Raw genomic sequence first — 18,095 nt, forward strand, 5'->3', positions numbered from 1 at the left:
GCGCAACGCTGTTCGGGCTAGGCCGGATGAAACTCTGGAGCCTGCCATGACTGACGCGCCCAATGATGGCCTGATGCCTTTCCACGCCATGGAAATCCTCAAGCGCGCCAAGGCTATCGAGGCGTCCGGGCGCACGGTGTGCCATCTCGAAGTGGGCGAGCCCGGCGCGCCGCCGGCGCCCAAGGTGATCGAGGCGGTGCGCCGCGTGCTGCCCGACGCGCATGGCTATACCAATGCCAAGGGGCTGGGGGAGCTGCGCGAAGGGCTGACGGCCTATTATGCGGCGCAGCACAGCGTTTCGGTCGATCCCGATTCGATTGTCTGCACCATGGGATCGTCGGCCGGGTTCATCCTGGCGTTTCATACGGCATTCCGGCCTGGCGCCCGCATCGCCATCACGCGACCGGGCTATCCGGCCTATGTGAATACGCTGCTCGGGCTGGGCTTCGGCATCGCGGAAATCCCGCTGCATGCGGGCAATGGCTGGCGCCTGACCGGCGCGGACATTGCGGCGGCCCATGCGCGTGAGCCGTTCGAGGGGTTGCTCTTCGCCAGCCCCGCCAATCCCACCGGCGCGGCGGTCGATCGGGCAGGGCTAGCCGATATCGTGGCGACCTGCAAACGGCTTGGCGTGCGGCTGATCTCCGACGAAATCTACCATGGGCTGGATTATCGCGGCCCTTCGGTCAGTGCGCTTGAGCTGACGCGTGACGCCATCATCATCAACAGTTTTTCGAAATATTACTGCATGACCGGCTGGCGCATCGGCTGGATGGTGTTGCCGGATGAGCTGATCCGTCGGGCGGAAATCCTGCAGCAGAACCTCTTCATCTCGGCGCCGACGCTGAGCCAGATCGCGGCCACGGCGGCGTTGGGCGAGCGCGACTATTCGGAGCAGCAAAAGGCGGGCTATGCGGTCAACCGCGCGCTGCTGGATGAGGGGCTGCATAGTTTGGGCTTTGAGATCGGTAGCCCGTCCGACGGCGCGTTCTACGCCTATGCGGGGATTGGCCGGTTTTCCAACGATTCCATGGCGTTTTGCGAATCGATGCTGGAAGACGCCGGGGTCGCCATCACGCCCGGCATCGACTTCGACCGGACAGATGGCGCCCATTTCGTGCGGCTCTCCTATGCGGGCAAGCGCGAGTCTATCGAGCTGGCGCTTGACCGCATGGCTAAGGTTTTGCGGTAGCTACCGCGGGTTTTCCGCCCGGGCGAAGACGCGCAGGATATAGCCGTCCGGGTCCTTGGCGGCGAAGGTGAAGCCGAAATCCTTGTTGGACGGCTCCTGCACGATCGTGGCGCCGCGCTGCTTCCAGGTCGCGTAGGTGGCGCTCACGGCAGCCCTGTCGGGTTCGGTGAACGTCACTTCGACGCCACCGGCGGGCAGGGGCTTGGGCTCCATTTCGTCCTTGATCCACAGCCCCAGCTTGATGCCGTTGGGAAGGACATAGAGCACGAAGGTAGGGGCCTTCTCGACCGGCTGGATGTCGAGCAGGCGCGAATAGAATGTTTCGCTCTTGAGCGGATCGGCGACGGCAAGCAGGATGTAATTCAACGTGGTCATGGCGACCTCCTTGTTCTGATGGAGGTCACTCTAGGCGCAGGGACTGTCAGTTTCCGGCAGTGGCGTTCAGCTTTTCCTGGTGTAGAGGGCGCGCCATTCGCGCAGCATGACGGCCCGGCGTTTGGGGTAGCGCTCGGGGAGGCGTTCGACGGTCTCGATCCGGTCGACACGGAAGTGCCGATAGTCCTGCCGCAATTCGCACCAGCCGGCGACGATGCGAGCCTCCTCGAAAAAGCCGATCAGGAAGGGCCAGATCGTGCGGCGGGAAACCGCCTCGTCGAGGCTGCGATAGCCGATGGTGATCTTACGCTCGTCGCGGATAGCCAGGCGGATTTCGGCGGCATCGATGCTGTCGGCATTGGCGCCCTGCGGTACCAGCAGAGTGGTGGCCTCGACGCGATCGCGCAGGTCGGCGGGCAGGACCGAAGTGATCTTGCTCAGCGCCTGTTGGGCGGAGCTACTGAGGCGGCTATCCGACGAGCGGGCGGCTACCCAGCGGGAGCCGAGCACCAGAGCCTCGATTTCATCAGCGCTGAACATCAACGGCGGCAGGGTGAAGCCGGGGCGCAGCACATAGCCCAGGCCCGGCTCGCCTTGGATATCGGCGCCCTGGCCCTGCAGGGTCGCGATGTCGCGATAGAGCGTGCGGATCGAAATGCCGAGTTCGGCAGCCAGATCCTGCCCGCTGACCGGCGTTGAGCGGTTGCGCAGGGCTTGCAGTAGATCGAGAAGACGGGCGGCGCGGGACATGTCAGTGGTCCAAAAGGACGAAAGGCGGCACAGGTGCCGCCTTTCTGAAATTATTGTTGAAGTGGCCTAGCCGAGACCAAGCCGGCGCTGCCACCAGCCGACCTTCTTCTTTTCCGGCTCGTCGGGCGTATCACCCTCGGCCTTTGGCGCGCTGGAGGAGACAACAATGCCTTCCGCCGGCAATTCCTTCTTGGCGCGGCGCGGCTTGGGCGCTTCGGCCTCAGGCGCAGCGACCGGCTCGGCCGCAGCGGGCGCGGCTTGAGCCACGCTCGCGACTGGCGCGGCTTCGGCCGGTGCGGCGTCTGCCGCCTCAGCTTTGGGCTTGCGGGTGCGGGGCTTCCGCTTGGGCTTCTCGTCGCTTACCGGCGTTTCTTCCGGGGCCGCTTCAACGGGGGTGACTTCCGCCACCGCCATCTCGGCAGGCACTTCGGCGGTCTTGCGGGTGCGGCGCGTCCGCTTCGGCTTCTCGGCCGGCGCTTCGGCCGCAGGCTCTGCCTCTACAGCGACTGGCTCGGATGCAGCTTCGGGAGCAGGTGCTGCCTCGGCCACAGTCTCGCTGGTTGCTTCGACCGGCTCGGCATCGCCGGCAGTCGCGGGCGAACCCTCGCTGCCCTCAATGCCTTCCTCGCCCTCGCGGCGATTGCGGCGGCCACCACGGCGACCGCGACGGCGGCGCTTGCGCGGCTCGTCATCGGCACGGGCATCCGAGGATGCGGAGGCGGTATTCTCTTCGCCCTCTTCACCTTCATCATCGCTATCTTCGGCATCGGCCTCGATAGCGGGCTGCTGGGCGGCACGCTGCTGAGGCGGACGCTGACCACCTTCATCACCACGCTCGCCACCACGACGGCGGCGGCGACGGCGACGACGGCCTTCGCCGTTCTCGGCTGCCTGGCGTTCGCCGGCTTCGGCTGGTGCCTCTTCGGCCTGTTCTTCGTCTTCTTCCTCGATGATATCGTCATCGGCGCTGTCATCGATGACGGCGCTATCGACGCGGACATGCTCGGTGGCGCGCTGATCGGCATAGGCGGAGACCCGGGCCTCGCCTTTTTCGATGGCGAACTGGTGCCCGGTCATCTTGCTGTCGGCCGTGATGGTGATCGACAGCGTGTTGCGGATTTCCAGTGCCGTCAGCGTGTCGCGCTTGAAATTGAGGATATAGAGCGCGACTTCGATCGGCACGCGTACATTGATCGACTGGCCCTGGCGGCGCAGCACGTGATCTTCGATATGGCGCATGATCATCAGCGCCAGCGACTCGGTGGAACGCACCAGACCCGTGCCATCGCAGATCGGGCACTTATGGGTGGAGCTTTCGACCACGCCGAAGCGGATACGCTGCCGGCTCATTTCCATCAGGCCGAAATGGCTGATGCGGCCAACCTGGATGCGGGCGCGGTCGTCCTTCAGGCAGTCCTTGAGCTTGCGCTCGACGGCCCGATTGGAGCGGTTCTCCATCATGTCGATGAAGTCGATGACGATGAGGCCGGCCAGATCGCGCAGCCGCAACTGGCGCGCAACTTCGTCGGCCGCTTCCAGATTGGTCTGGAGCGCGGTGTCCTCGATATTGTGCTCCTTGGTGGAGCGGCCCGAGTTCACGTCGATCGAGACCAGGGCCTCGGTCGGATTGATCACGATATAGCCGCCCGAGGGCAGGGTGACCGTGGGGGAGAACATGGAATCGAGCTGGGCTTCGATGCCGTATTTGGAGAACAGCGGCTGATCTTCCTTGTAGAGCTGCACGTTTTTGGCGTGGCTCGGCATGATCATCCGCATGAAGTCCTTGGCTTCGCGATAGGCGTCATCGCCTGCCACGAACACTTCATCGATGTCCTTGTTGTAGAGATCGCGAATGGTGCGCTTGATCAGCGAGCCTTCCTCATAGACCAGGCATGGGGCCTGGCTCTTGAGGGTCAGTTCGCGCACGCTTTCCCAGAGGCGCATCAGATATTCGAAGTCGCGCTTGACCTCGGCCTTGGTGCGCGAAGCACCGGCCGTGCGCAGAATGACGCCCATGCCCTGCGGCACCTCGAGATCGCTGGTGATCTCCTTGAGGCGCTTGCGGTCGGCAGCATTGGTGATCTTACGGGAAATGCCGCCGCCACGGGCGGTATTGGGCATCAGCACCGAATAGCGGCCGGCGAGCGACAGATAGGTCGTCAGAGCTGCGCCCTTGTTGCCGCGCTCTTCCTTGACCACCTGCACCAGCATCACCTGGCGGCGCTTGATCACTTCCTGGATCTTGTAGTGACGGCGATTCTGGCTCTGGCGGCGGCGCTCGGGAACTTCCTCAAGCGCATCCGCGCCGCCGATCGATTCGACCGGTTCGGTATTGGCCGGTGCCTGCTCGATATGGCTGGCGCCTTCCATGTCCTGAGTATCGGTTTCGGCGTCCGGCTCGGTCACGCCTTCGGGCAGCGAGATATTCTCGTCGGCTGCCTCGTCATGGTGATCGTCTTCCTCGTGCTCTTCGCGCAGCAGGGCTTCGCGGTCGGCAACGGGGATCTGGTAATAGTCGGGGTGGATTTCGCTGAACGCGAGGAAACCGTGGCGATTGCCGCCATATTCGATGAACGCGGCCTGTAGCGAAGGCTCAACGCGCGTTACCTTGGCGAGGTAGATATTCCCCCGCAACTGGCGGCGGGTCGCCGATTCAAAGTCGAATTCCTCGAGCCTGTTACCCGATGTGACGACAATCCGTGTTTCTTCCGGGTGGATGGCATCCACCAGCATTCTCTTGGTAGCCATAATAAACTCCGCGCGCTCGCGCGCCGACAAGAGGCCGCCGGGAAGCCGGCATCCTTCTCATGGCGCTGTGCGAGGCGAATGGTTTGAAGGTAGTGGCGCGCGAAACGGAGGTGTTGGGTGCGCCGGCATAAATGGTCATGGCCGAGAGATGCAGCGTAGCAAAACGGCAATCGTTTACATCGATCGCGTCGCGTTTTGTCCGCCTGCGGGCCATCTGACCTCTTCCTATTGGGCTGCTCGCATCTAAAAATGCCAGCAGCCGTCCGGTCCGAACGGACCGAAATTTGTCGAGAAGCGCAGGATTTGCCGCTTCTGAACCGGCTTTCGGGAAGTCTCTTCGCCCCGTTGCCGGCCCACCTCCTGTGCCAATGTCGTCAGCCTCTAGCCAACGCGAACTGGTGCCGCAGGAAGCTTGCGCCTCATCTATAGCGTGTAGGGGGGTTGCAACAGATTGGCAACAGGAAAGTCAAAAAGCGCCTGTGCCCGACTTTTCAAACAGGCTTTATTGGCCCTCCGGGCAAATCATCGCATAAGAGCCTTGGCGCCGCAGAATCGCCCGAACTTTCTGGCATTGCGGCAGCCGTGACATAGGGGCAGTTCCAGTCTTGTTCAAATTTCTCCGCTCCATCAAATGGCCGGTGACCGCAATGGTGCTGGCTTGCGCTGTGCTTTCAGCCGCTGCAAGGGCCCAAGAGGCGACGCCGCTGCCGGCGCTGCCCAATGTGATGGACGTGCGAGTGTCCGACACGCCGGAGCGCGCGCGGCTGATCGTCGATCTGGCTGCCAAGACCGAGTTTGCGCTGGTATCGCTGGATGGGCCGAACCGATTGGCCATCGATGTGCGAGCCGCAACGTTTTCGGTACCCGAACCGACCGGCCAGCCGGCGGGCGAAGGGATTGTTTCGGGCTACGAGATCGAACAGGCGGCGCCGGACCGGGTCCGCACGATTCTGACGTTGGCTCAGCCGGCGCAGGTGCAGCAGGCTTATGTGCTGGACGCGTTCGAGGATCAGCCGGCGCGGCTGGTGGTGGATATTATTCCGGCGACGCCCGAGGAATTTGCCGCAAACGTCACCAAGGACAAGGCGGCCTCCACCGATATTGCCGCGGCCCCGGCGCAATCCACGCCAGCAGGTGGTTCTGAATTGCCGATCGCGACGCGCCCGCTGGTGGTGATCGATCCCGGTCATGGCGGCATTGATAGCGGTGCGGAAGCGGCCAACGGCATCAAGGAAAAAGATATCGTCCTCGCCTTTGCACTCAAGCTGCAGCAATTGCTCGTTGAGTCGGGGCGCGTGGACGTGGCTTTGACGCGCGAGGACGACACGTTCCTGCGGCTTGAGGAACGGGTGGCGCTGGCCCGCCGCAACAAGGCCGACCTGTTCATTTCGCTGCATGCCGACAGCTTCCAGCAGCCGGAAATCCGTGGCGCCAGCGTTTATACGCGGGACGAGAATGCGACCGATGTGCTCGACAAGGTGCTGGCGGACAATGAGAACAAGACCGACGTGATCGCCGGCTTCACCATGCCGCAAATGGCGCCGGAAGTGGTCGATATCCTGATCGACCTGATGCGGCGGGAAATGCGTAAGCAATCCTACATGGCCGCCCAGTCCATCGTGCATCAGCTCGAGCCCAGTGTGGAACTGCGCCGCTTTCCGGTGCGCCAGGCCGATTTCTTCGTGCTGCAGGCGCCCGACGTGCCCTCGGTGCTGATCGAGCTGGGCTTTCTGTCTAATGCCACGGATATGGCCAATCTGATGCAGAGCGACTGGCAGGAACGCACCGCCAATGCGCTGGCGCGGGGCATCTCGACTTATTTCGATAGCCTCAAGACCGACGAGTGATGTGATAAATCCGTCACGGCGGCGCTCAACGGCAGGGACCTGCCGATAAGTGCGGGCTTGTGATGCACATTCCGCGCGGCTTCTGGTATGATTCCAAACAGAAACGACGGGTGTTATCAGCGCCACGTCGGCGACGCTATGCGGGCATGCTGCCATTGATCGGGCAGGGCCCCGTGGAGAGACTATCTATATGCTGCGTTTGCTCGGCTGGTTCTTTGGCTTTGGTATGTTTTTGGCACTGGCCGCTGTTGCCGGCGGTGCCGTCTACCTGACGACTGTCTCTGCCGAACTGCCGGATTATACGGTGCTCAAGGATTACCAGCCGCCGGTAACGACGCGCGTGCACGCCGCCGATGGCACATTGCTGGCCGAATTTGCCCGCGAACGGCGGCTGTTCCAGCCCATCGAAACCGTGCCGCCGCTGGTGATCAACGCGTTCCTGTCGGCCGAGGACAAGGACTTTTACCGCCATGGCGGCATTGCCGTGGACGGCGTGTTCCGTGCCGTGCGCGACAATCTCATGGCGCGGATGGATGGCAATTCCTCGATCCAGGGGGGCGGTTCGTCCATCACGCAACAGGTGGCCAAGAACTTCCTGCTGACCTCCGAGCAGACCTGGGACCGCAAAATCCAGGAAGCGCTGCTGGCCATCCGCATCGAGTCGACCTTTTCCAAGGATCGCATTCTCGAACTCTATCTCAACGAGATATTCCTGGGCCTCAATTCCTATGGCGTCGCAGCCGCGGCCCTGAACTATTTCGACAAGGCGCTGTACCAGCTCGACCTGGCCGAAGCCGCCTATATCGCAGCGCTTCCCAAGGGGCCGAACAATTACCACCCCTTCCGCCGCCCGCAGGCCGCCATCGAGCGCCGCAATTGGGTGATCGATCGCATGGTCGAGAATGGCTATGCGACGCCGGAAGAAGCCGCGCTTGCCAAGGAAGAGCCACTCAATGTCGTGCCGCGCGCCGGTGGCAGCCAGCTCTATGCGGCGGAGTATTTCACCGAGGAAGTGCGGCGCGAACTGGCCAAGCTTTACGGCGAAGACCAGCTCTACGGCGGGGGGCTTTCGGTGCGCACGACGCTCGACCCCAAGCTGCAGGGCTATGCGCGCCGGGCCCTGATGGATGGGCTGATTGCCTATGATCACGGCCGGGGATTCCGCGAACCGGTCGCCAGTATCGAGATCGGCGAGGATTGGGGCCTTGCTGTCGCCAAGGTCAAGCCGCTCAGCGATGTGCCGGAATGGCAGCTGGCGGTGGTATTGGAAATGAACGGCAACGAGGCCCGGATCGGCTTGCGGCCCGATTCGACGGTGGACGGCGCCATTGCCGACGATCGGGTGGAAGGCACGCTGTCCGGCCCTGAAATCAAGTGGGTTTCCAAGCCGCTATCGAGCATTCTCAAGGTGGGGGATGTGATCTATGTCTCGCCCATAGTCGGCAAGGCTGGCATTTACACGCTGGAGCAGGTGCCCGAGATCGAAGGCGCATTGGTGGCCATGGATCCGCGCACCGGGCGCGTGCTGGCCATGGTGGGCGGCTTCTCCTTTGCCGAATCCGAATTCAATCGCGCCACGCAGGCGCTGCGCCAGCCGGGCTCCTCGTTCAAGCCAATCGTCTATGCTGCCGCGCTCGACAATGGCTATACGCCGGCCTCCGTAGTGCTCGACGCGCCGGTGGAAATCCGCAACTCGGACGGCTCGATCTGGCGGCCAGAAAACTACGCGCAGCAATTTTATGGTCCGCAAACCCTGCGGCGCGGCATCGAGCGCAGCCGCAACGTCATGACGGTGCGGCTGGCCAAGGATATCGGCATGCCGCTGGTGGCCGAATATGCCAAGATGTTTGGGGTCTATGACAGTATGCAGCCGGTGCTCGCCATGGCCCTCGGCGCCGGTGAAACCACCGATATGCGGATGACGGCGGCCTATGCGACCATCGCCAATGGCGGACGCAAGATCGTGCCGACGCTGATCGACCGGATTCAGGATCGCTATGGCGTGACGGTCTATCGCCACGACCAGCGCACTTGCGAGGGCTGCCAGGCGGAAGCTTGGAATGGGCAGGGCGAGCCGCGCATCATCGACAATCGCGAGCAGGTGCTCGATCCGATGACGGCCTACCAGATCACTTCGATGATGGAAGGCGTGGTGCAACGCGGCACCGGCACTGCCGCCAAGGTGCTCAACCGCCCGGTGGCCGGCAAGACCGGCACGACCAACGACTACAAGGATGCCTGGTTTGTCGGCTTTACGCCAGAGCTCGCCGTGGGCGTCTATGTCGGATATGACCAGCCGCGCTCCATGGGCTCTTCGGTGACCGGCGGCACGTTTGCCACGCCTATCTTTACCGAGTTCATGCAGAAGGCGCTGGCCGGCACGCCCGCCACCCCGTTCAACGTGCCTCCCGGCATGACGACAGCCTGGATCAATCCTAATTCGGGCGTGCAGGCCTATAATGGCGAAGGTGGCATCGAAGAATCCTTCAAGCCCGGTACCGGGCCGAACCTCGCGACCTCGGTGATTGGCCTGGGCGTCAATGCGGCCGATGCCATCCAGCGCCAGCAGGAGATGCAGCAGCAATATGGCAATGGCTATATGGCCCAGCCAAGTGCCGATTCCGGTCGCGGCGGCCTGTTCTAAGTGCCCGATTTCGTCGTCTATCCGCATCCCGCATTGAGCCGGGCGGCCACACCGCGTCCCGTGGACGACTCGATGCTGAAAGCAGGGGACCGGCTGCTGGCGGCGGCCAGGGAGGCGCAGGCCTATGGGCTGGCGGCGGCCCATCTCGGCGAGAATGAACCGCTGGCCGTCATGTCTATGGCGAGCGATCCAGCGCAGCGTGATTATCGGCTGTTGTACAACCCCGAGATCGTGGCGGTCGCTGAGGAAACAGCGAGTGGGCCGGAGGGATCGGTATCCATGCCGGGCATCGAAGTGGTCGTACAGCGGCCAGTCTGGGCCGAAATCGCCTATGATGATGCCGATGGTATCCGGCAGCGTGAGCGGCTCGAAGGCTTTGTGGCGCGAGTTGCGTTGCACGAGATCGAGCAGGTCAACGGCATCTTCTTTTTGAGCCGCGTATCGCGGCTGAAGCGCGATGCGGCTTTGCGCAAATTCGACAAGAGCCGGCGGGCATAATTGCCGCCGAAAGGTTGATCCTCAACCCGCACTCCGCTACACGGGGCGCCAGTTTTGAAGGAATAGACCATGCGTACGGAAATCGAAAAGACCGTCGCCGAAATCGAGCAGGTTCTGACCCTGCTGAGGAGGCATCTTTGACTGGGATACTGCAGAAGTCCGTCTCGACGCGCTGAACGCGCAAACCGAATCTCCCGATTTCTGGAACGATCCGGAAAAGGCCCGCGCTGCCATGCGCGAGCGCGACGAACTCGATGTGGCCGTCAAGGCGGTGCGCGAGCTTGAGGCCGGTATTCGCGACAATACCGAGCTGATCGAAATGGGCGAAGCCGAGGGCGACGCCGATATTGTCAAGGACGCCGAAGACGCGCTGATCGAGCTCAAGCAGACGGCCCGCCGTCGCCAGATCGAGACGCTGCTATCGGGCGAAGTCGACGCCAATGACTGCTATGTCGAAATCCATTCGGGCGCCGGCGGCACTGAAAGCCAGGATTGGGCCAACATGCTGCTGCGCATGTATACCCGCTGGGCCGAACGCCGGAAGATGAAGGTCGAGGTCATGGAAATGCATGACGGCGAAGAAGCCGGCATCAAATCCGCGACCATTCTGGTCAAGGGCCACAATGCCTATGGCTGGCTCAAGACCGAGAGCGGCGTGCATCGCCTGGTGCGTATCAGCCCCTATGACTCGGCCGCGCGGCGGCATACCAGCTTTTCGAGCTGCTGGGTCTATCCGGTGGTCGATGATTCAATCGACATCGAAATCCGCGAGTCCGACCTCAAGATCGACACCTATCGCGCCTCCGGCGCCGGTGGGCAGCACGTTAACACCACCGACTCGGCGATCCGCATCACGCACGTGCCCTCGGGCATTATCGTGGCCTGCCAGCAGGAACGCAGCCAGCACAAGAACCGTGCGACGGCCATGGCCATGCTGAAATCGCGTCTCTATGAGGCCGAATTGCAGAAGCGCGAAGAAGCGGCCAACGCCCAGGCGGCCAGCAAGACCGATATCGGCTGGGGCCACCAGATCCGTTCCTACGTGCTGCAGCCCTACCAGATGGTCAAGGACATGCGGACCGGGGTTGAAAGCGGCCAGCCCTCGGTCGTGCTGGATGGCGACCTCGACGAGTTCATGGAAGCCGCATTGGCGCAGCGCGTCGGTGTCGCAACGGACGTGGCGGAAGCCGAATAGGAGCCCCGATCTTCCTCCCTCCCCCTTGAGGGGAAGGAACGAGGGTGGGGTTCTGGATCTGCCACCGGCATGGAGTTCGTAGAGGGCGCAGAACCCCCACCCTAGCACTCCCCTCAAGGGGGAGGGGACTGGATCGTGGCTCGCGAGCTGGATGAGAAGCGGCTTAGCCCAGCAGGCCCGTCAGGCGCTTTCCAGCCTCGAGGAAGTTCTTGGGGTTGATGGCGACGTCGTCCTTCCGCACCTCAAAATGCAGGTGCGGGCCGGTCGAACGGCCGGTCGAGCCGACCCTGGCAATCGGGGTGCCGGTATTCACCCGCTGCCCGACTTCGCTCAGAAAACCCGACAGATGCCCATAACGGCTGATCAGGCCATTGGCATGGGTGACTTCCACCACATTGCCATAGCCCGATTTGACGCCGACAAAGCTGACCACGCCCGCGCCGGCGCTGAGCACACTGGTTCCGGTCGTGGCCGCAAAATCCATGCCGGAATGAAAAGCCCGCCGTCCGGTGAACGGATCGGTGCGATTGCCAAAGCCCGAACTCTGCCGGAAATTGCCGGATATCGGCATGTGAATGGGAGCGGTGTCGATGCTGTCGCGCGCCGCCTTGTAGCGCACCAGCGCCGCCATCACCGCATTGGCATCATCGATCATCGGCGAAGCTTCGGCCCCATCCACGGCAGCCAGCAGCGGGCCGCCGACACCATCCAGATCATCTTCGGGCAGGGTGACGCGAATGCCTAGCCCCGACAGCTCCGTCACGATATTGCGGGTGCGCTCGGTGGCCGTTTCGGCGATGGAAGTCATGGCAAATTGCGTCTCGCCCATCATCTGGGTAATCGCACTGGCGGTCGCGTCGATCTCGGCATTGCCGCTGCTCATTGCCAGAGGCGCGATGGCCGGAGCGCCTGATGCCGAGGGTAGGGCGGCGCTATCGATGCCCAATTGTCCGGCCTTGTCGACCAACACCTTGACCAGTTGGTGCTGCTCGATCAGCACTTCCTGCTGCTGGGACAATTCCTGCAATTGCAGGTTGATGTCGCCCGCCTGCGCATAGCTGCGCGAATGCAGCCGATCCACCTCGACGCGCAATTGCGCGATGCGATCTTCATAGGCGGCGACGACCTGATCGTTCTGGCGATTCCACAGCTTGGCGATGTCGTTTGAAAACAGAAATGCGGTGGCGGTCAGGGCATTGGCGCAGAGCAGGGCGGCGAACATGCCGTAAAACAGGGCCGGGCGGATGCCCTGGCGCACAGGAACTGACGCGGGAGCTGGACCGCCAAAACTGGCTGAATAACGCACGCAACATACCTCGCGACACCAACAACATGGTGAGCAAAGTATGGCTATGCATGGTTAATAAAGGCAAAAGCCGCGCTATTTTGCGGCCAGATGGGCATCCAGCGCGTCGAGCATTTTCTGCGCATGGCCGGCAATGCGGGTGGCTCGAATGATCCGCGCCGCCTTGCCATCGGCGCCGATAATGAACGAGGTGCGGATCAGCCCCATGAATTCGCGGCCATAGAGTTTTTTGAGCTTCCATAGGCCAAACGGCTCGATAGCCTTGTGTTCTGGATCAGCGACCAGCGGAACTGTCAGCCCGTATTTGGCCCGGAACTTGGTGTGGCTCGCCACGTCGTCGGGCGAAATGCCGGCTAAAACCGCTCCACGCCTGGCGAATTCGGGGGAGAGCGCCGAAAATTCCTGGTTTTCGTTGACGCACCCGCCCGAGTCGTCCTCTGGATAGAAATAGAGCACAACAGGCTTGCCGCGATGGCTCGCCAGATCAAAGGTCGAGCCATCATCCAGCGGCAAAGTGAAAGTTGGTGCGAGGTCGCCCTCTTGCAGTTCGGTCATCGCGATAGGTCCTGGCTTTTCGGGCTGGATGCTATTGGAGGTGTCGGCGCCATATTACAGCCGGTATCATCAGGCACTAGACCGCATTCTGCGGTTGATTCTCAGGGGTGCCAGCAGATACCGGCCGAGTTTCGATCTGGAAGCAAGTGAGCGCGTCAACCTTACCCGCAGACACGCCAATTGTACCGTCTGCGACAAGCGGACGACATCCCGTGCGCCATGCAGCCAAAGTCTGCGTGTGGGTGGTCGGCATTCCTGCGGCTCTGTCGCTGCTGCTCTATCTCATCCTGCTGATTACCCCGATCCGCTTGCCATTCGGCGGCGACGCGGTGCGGGCCTTCGCCCAATCGACCATGCCAGCCACCTCCAATCTGCAGCTTGGACAGATGGCGCTGGCGCTCGAGAATGGCGTCTGGCCGGTGATCCAGTTCTCGCCCGTGCAACTGACCGACACCAAGAGCGGCGCCAATATCTCCATCGAGGCGCTTGAGATCGGCTTCTCGCCGGCCCGGGCCATTTTCGGCCAGCCGGGCGCGACGATAACGCTGGTGCGCCCGCATGTGCAGGTGGTGCAGGACCTGTTCGGGCCGCGCGTCACTAGTTTTGATCTGATCGATGATCCCAATGGCGGCCCGCCGACCGTGCAGGTCAGGGAAGGCGAGGATGCCTTTCCAGCCGTCGATATTTCCCAGCGCGGCATTGATCTGAGCGGAGCGGCGCAGCCGCAGCAGATGCGCTCCGACAATGATTGGCTGATCTACAATCTGGAGACCAGCGAGCAGGGCATTGCCGACATTGTCGAGCATGCCGCGCAGGGGCGTTTCTCCAAGCTCGTGATCCGCGACGGCACGGTGGATATGAGCGACACCGTATATGGCCTGTTCCGGCAATTCGAGCACATCAATGTCGAAATCGGGCCGACACCGGACCGGCGCAATACCAATGGTAAATTCTCCGCCACGCTGGGCGGCCGCACCATGACGGGCAACCTGTCGCGCACTGTGGATGACGAGGGCGGCTCGCGGCTTGAGGCCGATGTCACCAATATCGATTTTGCCGCCTTCCTGCCCTTCATCGATGATGCAACGAGCCTTGCCGCCATCCGCGGTGCCGGGGCCTTGTCGATCGATGTGCGGTTCCAGCCGGCTGGGGGCAAGTTGATCGATGGTGCGTTCAAGATCGACCTGACTGGCCTCGACCTCCGCATTGCCGATGCCTATTTTCCCATTGCCAGCTCGATCCTCAGTATCAACTGGGCGCCGGAAAAGGGGCAATTCACGCTGGAAGACAGTGCCTTGCAGATCGGCAAGAGTTCGGCGCGCGTCTCGGGCGTGTTCGGCCTTGGCCTTGACCCCAAATTCGGCCCGACCACCGGCATAGCGCTCAAGGCGACCGACGTTCGCATTCAGCCGGACGACATGGAGGCGCCGGCGGAGCCGTTTGACAGCATGGAATTTTCCGGCTGGTCGGCGCCGCTCTATGGGGCGCTCGGTATCGATCGGCTGATCGCCCGCAAGGGCACGGCGAGCGTCGAAACGACGGGCCGTTTCGACATGCTGCAAAAGGGCCTGGGCGTCGATCTGACGCTGACCGGGCAGGGCATCAGCGCCGATGATGCCAAGCGGCTCTGGCCCTATGTGATGGGCACGGAAAGCCGCGACTGGTTTGTCGCCAATGTGACCGATGGCACGATCACCAACGCCCGGATGCGGTTCAAATTCCCGGTCGGCACCCTGGCGCTGGAGGGCGAGAACAAGGCCATCCCCAAGGACGCCATGCAGATCGACATGGTCGGGGCGGGCGTCACGGTCACCCCCACGGCCGAAATGGCGCCAGTTACCCTGCAAGGCGATACGCGCCTGCAGATCGATGACAGCAATGTCACCATCTCGGCCGGCGGCGGCCAGATCGAAACTGCGGGCGGCCCGCTCAAGGTGACCAATCCGGCGCTCGTGATGGACAATTCCGAGCCCACAGAGAGCATTATCGAGGTTTCCGGCGATCTGGAGGGTTCCATTCCCGCTCTCCTCGCCCTGACCCGCGAACAGCAGCCGCAGGCCATCGAGCATACGCCGCTCCCGCTTGATCTGGATTCACTGCAGGGCAGTGTCGATGCCGGACTGGTCGTGACCGTCAAGCTGCCCAATGAGGAGAGCGGCAAGGCGATGAATGTGGACTATGTGCTGAATGGTACGGTCTCGGACTTTGCCAGCTCGCAGCCCATCAAGGACCACAAGATCGGTAACGGCCAGCTTGCCTTTAGCGCTTCGCAGGCCGGCTATCAGGTGGGGGGGACGGCCGAGATCGACGGCATGAAGGCCGATGTCGAGATCATCGGGACGCTCGAAACCGAGCCGACCTTCCGCCTGTCCTCGGTCGTCAGCGCCGATGACCTCAAGGCAATGGGCTTTGATGCTTCGCCATATTTTGCCGGCACCATACGGGTGGTCGGCCAGCCCCTGGCGGATGGCTCGATCCAGGTCGCCGCCGATTTGCAGGATGCGCGGCTGACTATTAGGGATATCGGCATCTCCAAGGCGGCGGGCACGGCCGGCACGCTGCATGCCAATGTGAAGCAGGATGGCGAACTGACCGAGCTCAGTGGGGTCGATCTGGCATTCGGCTCGGTGCACCTAAAGGGCGGGATCAAGTACCACGCCACCGAGGGGCTGGAATCGGCCACTTTCGAGCAGTTCGCGCTGAGCCCGGGCGACAATGCGCAACTGGCGCTCGCCCCGCGCGAAGGCGGCTATTCGGTGCAGATCCGGGGCGCCCAGCTCGACCTCAAACCCATGCTCAAGCAATTCTTCGGGCTGGGCGAGGGCACTGGCGGGGTGCAATCCACCTTCACCCAGACCATCGCGCTCGATGTGAAGCTGGACCGCGCGCTTGGCTATTATGCCACCACCGCCTTCAATATGAATCTCGACCTGCTGCTGCGCGGCACCGATCTGCGCCGCGCCAACCTCACGGCGCAGTTCAGCGATGGCAATGCCGTGTCGGTGACGACCAATCCGACGCCCGATGGTCGCACCATGTCGGTGGCTTTCAATGATGCCGGGACCATATTGCGCCTGCTGGGCGTCTATTCGCAGTTGGCCGGCGGGGAGGGGAGCCTCGTGCTCAACACGTTCAGCGCGCAGAAAATGGATGTCGGGCAATTGCTGATGCGCCATTTCGCCATTGTCGACGAAGCCAATGTCGCCCAGGTGCTCGGCAACCATTCGGACTCCCGCGCTGCTATCTCCAGGCAGAACCGGCTCGATTTCGACAGCGCCAAGGTGGATTTTGTGCGCCGCTCGGACCGTGTCGAGGTGTCCAACGCCGTGCTGACCGGCAGCACGGTGGGCGGCACGCTGCGCGGCTTCATCTATACCAATCAGCGCCAATACGACCTGACGGGGACCTATGTGCCCCTGTTCGGGCTCAACAGCGCGTTCCAGAAGATCCCGCTGCTCGGCCCGTTGCTGGGCGGCCGCGATGGCGAAGGGCTGCTCGGGGTCACCTTCTCGGTCACAGGGGCGCTATCCAGCCCGGTCTTCCGCATCAATCCGCTCTCCGCCCTGGCACCGGGCGCGCTGCGCGAGCTGTTCGAATTCCGCGCCAACGAGCAGCCGCGCGTGGAATGAAAAAAGGCGCCCGAGAGGGGCGCCTTCTACGTTCAGTTGGACCGATTTAGACCGGCTTGATCAGCGCATGGCGCTTTTTGCCGACCGAGAGCTTGATGACGCCTTCGGGCAGCAGCGCATTGTCGCCAATGCTGAGCTTGTCGTCCTCGATCACTGCGTCATTGACCCGCACGGCGCCCGACTGGATGTGGCGACGTGCTTCGCCATTTGATCCGGCCAACCCGGCGGTGACGAGCGCGGCAAGAATGCCCAGCCCGGTTGCCAGCTCGGCATGCGACACCGTCGCGGTCGGCAGCGATAGATCAATGCCGCCAGCCTCAAAGGTCGCCGATGCCGTCGAGGCCGCCTGGATGGCCGCATCACGGCCATGCACGATGGCGGTGACTTCGGTCGCCAGCACCTTCTTGGCTTCGTTGATCTCGTTGCCGCCCAGGGCAGCGAGCTTGGCGATTTCGCTCAGCGGCAGGCGGGTGAAGATCTTGAGGAACTTGCCGACATCGGCGTCTTCCGTATTGCGGAAATACTGCCAGAAATCATAGGGGCTGAAGAGATCGCCATTGAGCCAGACAGCGCCGGAGGCCGACTTGCCCATCTTCTCGCCCGATGCCTTGGTCAGCAGCGGGGTCGTCAGCGCATAGAGCTGCTCGCCGCCCATGCGGTGGTTGAGGTCGACACCATTGATGATGTTGCCCCACTGGTCCGACCCGCCCATCTGCAACACGGTGCCATAGCGCCGGTTGAGCTCGGTGAAGTCATAGCCCTGCATGATCATGTAGTTGAATTCGAGGAAGCTCAGCGATTGCTCGCGGTCGAGCCGCAGCTTGACCGAGTCAAAGCTGAGCATGCGATTGACCGAGAAATGGCGGCCCACATCGCGCAGGAATTCGACATAGTTGAGCTTGAGCAGCCAATCGGCATTGTTGACCATGATGGCCGGATTGGAGCCCTCATAGTTCAATATGTTGCTGTAGACCTTCTTGATGCTCTCGATATTGGTGTCGATCTGCTCGACGGTCAGCAGCTTCCGCTGATCGTCGCGGAACGAAGGATCGCCCACCATGGAGGTGCCGCCGCCCATCAGGCTGATCGCCTTGTGGCCGGTTTCCTGCAGCCAGTAGAGCATGGTGACGGTGATCAGATTGCCGATATGGATCGAGGTCGCCGTCGCGTCATAGCCGACATAGCCGGTGATCGGCCCCTTGAGGGCGAGGGCGTCGAGCCCCTCGGGATCGGAAATCTGGTGAATGAAGCCGCGCTCATCGAGGACGCGCAGGAAATCGGATTTGAACTTGGTCATGTGACAGCCACTGAGGTTACTGAGACCTCATGGTGAGCTTGTCGAACCACGAGGTCGGT

General features: G+C 62.5%; 12 protein-coding genes. 6 read left to right on the top strand and 6 right to left on the bottom strand.

Translation table 11 applies throughout. The features are described from left to right. Positions 1-46 precede the first annotated feature (46 nt). Positions 47-1,192: a pyridoxal phosphate-dependent aminotransferase gene (locus tag N8A98_RS18890; RefSeq protein WP_262167634.1), complete on the top strand. Its 1,146-nt coding sequence runs from the start codon at positions 47-49 to the stop codon at positions 1,190-1,192. On the opposite strand, the gene N8A98_RS18895 is transcribed toward N8A98_RS18890, so the two are convergent. From N8A98_RS18895 to N8A98_RS18905, 3 genes are all read right to left on the bottom strand, one after another. After that, positions 1,193-1,567 carry a VOC family protein gene (locus N8A98_RS18895; RefSeq protein ID WP_262167637.1) on the bottom strand — a complete coding sequence of 125 codons (375 nt, stop codon included), beginning with the start codon at positions 1,565-1,567 and terminating at the stop codon, positions 1,193-1,195. A 66-nt stretch (positions 1,568-1,633) separates the two neighbouring features. Beyond that, on the bottom strand, positions 1,634-2,317 hold the full coding sequence (locus N8A98_RS18900; protein ID WP_262167639.1) for a helix-turn-helix transcriptional regulator: 684 nt from the start codon (positions 2,315-2,317) through the stop codon (positions 1,634-1,636). Positions 2,318-2,383: 66 nt separating this feature from the next. Continuing rightward, entirely contained in the window at positions 2,384-5,065 is a 2,682-nt protein-coding gene (locus N8A98_RS18905) for an Rne/Rng family ribonuclease (protein ID WP_262167641.1), read from the bottom strand. A 605-nt stretch (positions 5,066-5,670) separates the two neighbouring features. Between N8A98_RS18905 and N8A98_RS18910 the strand changes: the two genes are divergently transcribed. The 4 genes from N8A98_RS18910 (at position 5,671) to prfB (ending at position 11,249) form a co-directional block, all read left to right on the top strand. Continuing rightward, the gene (locus N8A98_RS18910; RefSeq protein WP_262167643.1) at positions 5,671-6,912 is read left to right on the top strand and encodes an N-acetylmuramoyl-L-alanine amidase; all 1,242 of its coding nucleotides are present in this window, start codon (positions 5,671-5,673) and stop codon (positions 6,910-6,912) included. Positions 6,913-7,102: 190 nt separating this feature from the next. Beyond that, entirely contained in the window at positions 7,103-9,556 is a 2,454-nt protein-coding gene (locus N8A98_RS18915) for a penicillin-binding protein 1A (RefSeq protein ID WP_262167645.1), read from the top strand. A gap of 60 nt (positions 9,557-9,616) precedes the next feature. Then, on the top strand, positions 9,617-10,054 hold the full coding sequence (locus N8A98_RS18920; protein WP_262172068.1) for a peptide deformylase: 438 nt from the start codon (positions 9,617-9,619) through the stop codon (positions 10,052-10,054). Positions 10,055-10,123: 69 nt separating this feature from the next. After that, a protein-coding gene (prfB, locus tag N8A98_RS18925) for a peptide chain release factor 2 (RefSeq protein WP_113120284.1) occupies positions 10,124-11,249 on the top strand; the annotation gives its coding sequence in 2 pieces (ribosomal slippage) (positions 10,124-10,192 and positions 10,194-11,249; 1,125 coding nt in all). Between the two features lie 163 nt (positions 11,250-11,412). Here prfB and N8A98_RS18930 read toward each other — a convergent pair. Further along, a complete protein-coding gene (locus tag N8A98_RS18930) occupies positions 11,413-12,555 on the bottom strand; it encodes a M23 family metallopeptidase (protein ID WP_262167648.1) in 1,143 nt (380 codons plus the stop codon). 75 nt (positions 12,556-12,630) lie between these two features. Next, a complete protein-coding gene (locus tag N8A98_RS18935; protein ID WP_262167650.1) occupies positions 12,631-13,110 on the bottom strand; it encodes a peroxiredoxin in 480 nt (159 codons plus the stop codon). Between the two features lie 212 nt (positions 13,111-13,322). Here N8A98_RS18935 and N8A98_RS18940 point away from each other — a divergent pair, with 212 nt between their 5' ends. Beyond that, positions 13,323-16,739: an AsmA-like C-terminal domain-containing protein gene (locus N8A98_RS18940; protein WP_262167652.1), complete on the top strand. Its 3,417-nt coding sequence runs from the start codon at positions 13,323-13,325 to the stop codon at positions 16,737-16,739. A gap of 46 nt (positions 16,740-16,785) precedes the next feature. Here N8A98_RS18940 and tyrS read toward each other — a convergent pair whose 3' ends face one another. Then, complete coding sequence (gene tyrS / locus N8A98_RS18945) at positions 16,786-18,036, bottom strand: tyrosine--tRNA ligase (protein ID WP_113120288.1); 1,251 nt, start codon at positions 18,034-18,036, stop codon at positions 16,786-16,788. Positions 18,037-18,095 lie beyond the last annotated feature (59 nt).

The sequence above is a fragment of the Devosia neptuniae genome, assembly GCF_025452235.1.
Taxonomy (GTDB): domain Bacteria; phylum Pseudomonadota; class Alphaproteobacteria; order Rhizobiales; family Devosiaceae; genus Devosia.

Bases quoted from the DNA above. Each gene is read 5' to 3' on its own strand.
- N8A98_RS18890 (WP_262167634.1), top strand. From the start codon at position 47: ATGACTGACGCGCCCAATGATGGCCTGATGCCTTTCCACGCCATGGAA.
- N8A98_RS18895 (WP_262167637.1), bottom strand. From the start codon at position 1,567: ATGACCACGTTGAATTACATCCTGCTTGCCGTCGCCGATCCGCTCAAG.
- N8A98_RS18900 (WP_262167639.1), bottom strand. From the start codon at position 2,317: ATGTCCCGCGCCGCCCGTCTTCTCGATCTACTGCAAGCCCTGCGCAAC.
- N8A98_RS18905 (WP_262167641.1), bottom strand. From the start codon at position 5,065: ATGGCTACCAAGAGAATGCTGGTGGATGCCATCCACCCGGAAGAAACA.
- N8A98_RS18915 (WP_262167645.1), top strand. From the start codon at position 7,103: ATGCTGCGTTTGCTCGGCTGGTTCTTTGGCTTTGGTATGTTTTTGGCA.
- N8A98_RS18935 (WP_262167650.1), bottom strand. From the start codon at position 13,110: ATGACCGAACTGCAAGAGGGCGACCTCGCACCAACTTTCACTTTGCCG.
- tyrS (WP_113120288.1), bottom strand. From the start codon at position 18,036: ATGACCAAGTTCAAATCCGATTTCCTGCGCGTCCTCGATGAGCGCGGC.